The 4,078-nt window shown below is 67.8% G+C and carries 6 protein-coding genes; all 6 read left to right on the forward strand.

Features of this window, described 5'->3' with window-relative positions; genetic code table 11:
- On the forward strand, positions 1–397 hold a 397-nt coding region (locus tag WKI94_RS11550), incomplete at its 5' end, for a DapH/DapD/GlmU-related protein (RefSeq protein WP_337845875.1).
- Positions 398–497: 100 nt separating this feature from the next.
- Entirely contained in the window at positions 498–725 is a 228-nt protein-coding gene (locus WKI94_RS11555; RefSeq protein WP_337845876.1) for a TatA/E family twin arginine-targeting protein translocase, read from the forward strand.
- On the forward strand, positions 722–1,465 hold the full coding sequence (tatC, locus tag WKI94_RS11560; RefSeq protein ID WP_337845877.1) for a twin-arginine translocase subunit TatC: 744 nt from the start codon (positions 722–724) through the stop codon (positions 1,463–1,465). Before WKI94_RS11555 ends, tatC begins: the two co-directional genes overlap by 4 nt.
- Before the next feature lie 33 nt (positions 1,466–1,498).
- The gene (locus WKI94_RS11565) at positions 1,499–2,560 is read left to right on the forward strand and encodes a bifunctional 3-deoxy-7-phosphoheptulonate synthase/chorismate mutase (protein WP_337845878.1); all 1,062 of its coding nucleotides are present in this window, start codon (positions 1,499–1,501) and stop codon (positions 2,558–2,560) included.
- On the forward strand, positions 2,560–3,504 hold the full coding sequence (locus tag WKI94_RS11570; protein ID WP_337845879.1) for a 4Fe-4S dicluster domain-containing protein: 945 nt from the start codon (positions 2,560–2,562) through the stop codon (positions 3,502–3,504). Before WKI94_RS11565 ends, WKI94_RS11570 begins: the two co-directional genes overlap by 1 nt.
- Before the next feature lie 24 nt (positions 3,505–3,528).
- The coding region (locus WKI94_RS11575) for an FAD-dependent oxidoreductase (RefSeq protein ID WP_337845880.1) at positions 3,529–4,078 on the forward strand (550 nt) is incomplete at its 3' end.

Raw genomic sequence — 4,078 nt, forward strand, 5'->3', positions numbered from 1 at the left:
GGGGCCCTTCGCCCGGCTCCGCCCGGGGGCGGTCCTGAAGCGGGGGGCCCACGTGGGGAACTTCGTGGAGGTGAAAAACAGCGTCCTCCACGAGGGGGTGAAGGCGGGCCACCTCGCCTATTTGGGGGATGCGGAGGTGGGGGCGGGGACCAACGTGGGGGCCGGGGTCATCACCGCCAACTACGACGGCAAGCGGAAGCACCGCACGGAGATCGGCCCTGGTGCCTTCATCGGTTCTAACAGCGTCCTGGTGGCCCCGGTGCGCGTGGGGGCGGGGGCCATGGTGGGGGCGGGGAGCGTGGTCACGGAGGACGTTCCCGAGGATGCCCTGGCCATCGCCCGCGCCCGGCAGCGGAACCTCTTGGGCTACGCCCGGAGGAAGCGGGAGGAGGGCTAAGTACCTTGACGAAGCCATGCTTCGGCGGGCAGAGGGGGAACCCCGGCTAGGGTAGGGAAGGGTTCACGTTCCCTTCAGGCCAGGTGGTAAACTAAGGGGCATGAACCTGGGCATGCCGGAAATCCTGGTGATCCTGGTGGTGGCCCTCCTCATCTTCGGGCCCAAAAAGCTCCCCGAGCTCGGGCGTTCCCTGGGGCAGAGCATCCGCGAGTTCCGCCGGGGGGCGCAGGAGATCCGCGAGGAGCTGGAGCGGAGCGTGGAGGTGAAGGAGGAGCCCAAACCGCAACAGGCCCCTGAGACCAAACCCCAAGAGGAGCCCAAGGCTTGAAGGAAGCCCCTTTAGTAGAACACCTCGAGGAACTCCGCGCCCGCCTCATCTGGTCCCTTCTGGCGTGGGCGGTAATGACGGGCTTGGCCTGGACCTTCCGGGTCCAGCTTTTGGACTGGCTCAAGCGCCCCCTGGACCTGGCGGCCAAGCAAAACGGCATCCAGGTGAACCTCATCGTCCTGGACATCACCGAGCCCTTTTTGGTCTCCTTAAAGGTGGCCGCCTTCGGCGGGCTGGTTCTCGCCCTTCCCTTCATCGTCTACCAGGTCTGGGCCTTCATCGCCCCTGGCCTTTACGAGCACGAGAAGCGGCTGGCCGCCCCTTTCCTCCTGGGGGCGGGTTTCAGCTTTGCCCTGGGGGCCCTTTTCGCCTACTACGGCTTCCTGCCCTTTGCCATCCCCTTCCTCCTGGGCTTCTTGGGCGATGTGGTGACCCCTCAGATCTCCATCGGCCGCTACATGGGTCAGGTCCTCATGATGATGAGCGTCATGGGCCTGGTCTTTGAGATGCCGGTGGTGAGCTACCTCCTGGCGCGGCTCGGCCTCCTCTCCTCGGGCTTTCTGGCCCGGAACTGGCGCATCGCCGTGGTCCTCCTCCTCACCCTGGCTGCGGTCATCACCCCCACTGTGGACGTGGTGAGCCTCTCCATCGTCACCGGGCCCCTCCTCGTCCTCTACTGGATCAGCGTCCTGGTGGCCCGGCTGGCGGAAAGGGCCAGGCCCAAGGAGGAGGCCGCTTGACAGGGGAGGGGGCGCTTCCCCATAAAATAGCCCATGGACGAGCGCATCCAGGCCCTTAGGCGGGAGGTGGACCGGATCAACCGGGAGCTTTTGCGCCTCCTTTCGGAGCGGGGCAGGCTGGTGCAGGAGATCGGCCGCATCCAGACGGAGCTGGGCCTACCCCACTACGACCCCAAGCGGGAGGAGGAGATGCTCGCCTACCTCACCCGGGAAAACCCGGGGCCCTTTCCCAACGAGACCATCCGCAAGCTCTTCAAGGAGATCTTCAAGGCCAGCCTAGACCTTGAGGAGCGGGAGGACCAGAAGAAGTTCCTTTATTCCAGAAAGCATAAGCCTGAGCCCACCCGGGTGTGGGTGAAGGGGGTGGTTTTCGGGGAAAAGCCCCTCCTCATCGCCGGGCCTTGCTCCATTGAGTCCGAGGAGCAGATGATGGCCATCGCCCGTTTCCTTGCCGAAAGGGGGGTGCGGGTCCTTCGGGGCGGGGCCTTCAAGCCCAGGACGAGCCCCTACGGTTTCCAGGGCCTGGGGGTGGAGGGGTTAAAGATCGGTCGGAAGGCCGCGGACGCCTTCGGCATGGTCTTCGTCACCGAGGTCATGGACACCCGGGACGTGGAAGTGGTGGCGGAGTACGCGGACATCCTCCAGATTGGGGCCCGCAACATGCAGAACTTCGCCCTCCTCAAGGAGGTGGGCCGTGCCAGTAAGCCCGTCCTCCTGAAGCGGGGCCTTTCCGCCACCATGGAGGAGTGGTTCTACGCCGCGGAGTACATCCTTTCCCAAGGGAACGAGAGGGTGATCCTGGCTGAGCGGGGCATCCGCACCTTTGAGCGCTGGACCAGGAACACCTTGGACCTCTCTGCGGTGGCCATGGCCAAGCAGGAGACCCATCTGCCGGTAATTGTGGACGTGACCCACGCCGCGGGCCGCACCGACCTCCTCACCCCCCTGGCCCGGGCCGCCTTGGCCGTGGGGGCGGACGGGGTGCATGTGGAGGTCCACCCCAACCCCAAGGTGGCCCTTTCCGACAACCAACAGCAGATGGATTTTGCCCAGTTTGAGGCCTTCCTTCAGGGGATCGCCGACCTTCTCCGCTGATGGGCCTTTTAGATAACCTCCTGGATGCCTTCCTCAAGGCCACGGACCCCAGGCCCCGGTACACGGAAGGCCGTTGCCTCCTCTACAAGAACAGCGTGGGGGGGTGTGACCGTTGCCACCAGGTCTGCCCCAAGGGGGCGGTGCGCCTCGAGGGCTGGCGGGTGGAGCTGGACGAGGTCCTGTGCACGGGGTGCGGCCTCTGCACCGGGGTCTGCCCAGGGGTGGCCCTAGAGTACCCTTTGGGGGCCATCCAGGAGGCCCTCATCCGGGGCAAGGGCCAGCTCCGCTGCTCTAAGGCTGAGGGGAAGGGGGAGGAGGTGCTTTGCCTAAGCCGCCTCACCCCGGGGCTTTTGGCGGAGGCGGGAAGCCGCTTTGGGAAGCTCACCCTCGCCCGGGGGGCGTGCGCGGGGTGCAAGATAGGGGGACCTGGGGTGCCGGAGCACCTGGAGCGCATGGCGGAGGAGGCCCGGCGCTACTTCCCGGGCCTCGAGGTGGAGGTGGTGGAGGGGGCCCTGCCCGGGGAGCCCGTGGGGCGGCGGGAGCTCTTCAGGGCCCTTTTGGGAAGCGCCAGGCGCACCGCGGCCGAGGTGCTGCCCGAGCTTCCCCTTTCCCAGGAGCCCGAGGAGAGGGGCTTGCCGGCGGAGCTCCGCCTGCGCCGGGTGGCGGCCCGGCGGGCGGAAGGGGTGCGCTGGCCCAAGGTGCGGGTGGAGGAGGGGTGCACCCTCTGCCCGGTGTGCACCAACGTCTGCCCCACGGAGGCCCTAAGGCGGGAGCGGGAAGGAGAGGAGTACGTCCTCTACCTTAAGGTGGAGGCCTGCACCGGCTGCGGGGCCTGTGTGGAAAGCTGCCCCCCCCAGGTGATGCGCCTGGAGGAGGCCTCCAAGGAGGAGGTTTTCCAGGAGATCCCCCTCTTCCGGGGCCGCCCCCCCTGGTACGACCTTTAGACCAGGTATACGCTATACCCAGCCATGGACGCCGACCTGGTGGTGGTGGGGGGAGGCCTTGCCGGCCTGGTGGCCGCCACGGAGGTGGCCGGCCGGGGCAGGCGCGTCCTCCTCCTGGAGCAGGAGCCCTACCTGGGGGGGCAGGCCTTCTGGTCCTTTGGGGGGCTCCTCCTGGTGGGCACCCCCGAGCAGCGCCGCCTAGGGGTGCGCGACGCCTTGGAGCTCGCCCAGCAGGACTGGTTTGGGGCTGCGGGGTACGACCGCGCTGAGGACCACTGGGGCCGGCGCTGGGCCCAGGCCTACCTGGAGTTCGCCGCGGGGGAGATGCGGGCCTGGCTTGCCTCCTTGGGGGTACGGTTCTTCCCCGTGGTGGGCTGGGCGGAGCGGGGCGGGGGGCTCGCCACGGGGCACGGGAACTCCGTCCCCCGCTTTCACATCGTCTGGGGCACAGGGCCGGGGCTTCTGGAGCCCTTTTTGCGCCGGGTGGAGGCCTTAAGGGCCAGGGGCCTCTTGGAGGTCCGCCTTCGCCACCGGGTGGAGGAGGTCCTGGTGGAGGGGGGGCGGGCGGTGGGGG

It is taken from the genome of Thermus sp. (assembly GCF_037444525.1).
Classification (GTDB): Bacteria; Deinococcota; Deinococci; order Deinococcales; family Thermaceae; genus Thermus.

Bases quoted from the DNA above. Each gene is read 5' to 3' on its own strand.
- WKI94_RS11555 (WP_337845876.1), top strand. From the start codon at position 498: ATGAACCTGGGCATGCCGGAAATCCTGGTGATCCTGGTGGTGGCCCTC.
- WKI94_RS11565 (WP_337845878.1), top strand. From the start codon at position 1,499: ATGGACGAGCGCATCCAGGCCCTTAGGCGGGAGGTGGACCGGATCAAC.
- WKI94_RS11570 (WP_337845879.1), top strand. From the start codon at position 2,560: ATGGGCCTTTTAGATAACCTCCTGGATGCCTTCCTCAAGGCCACGGAC.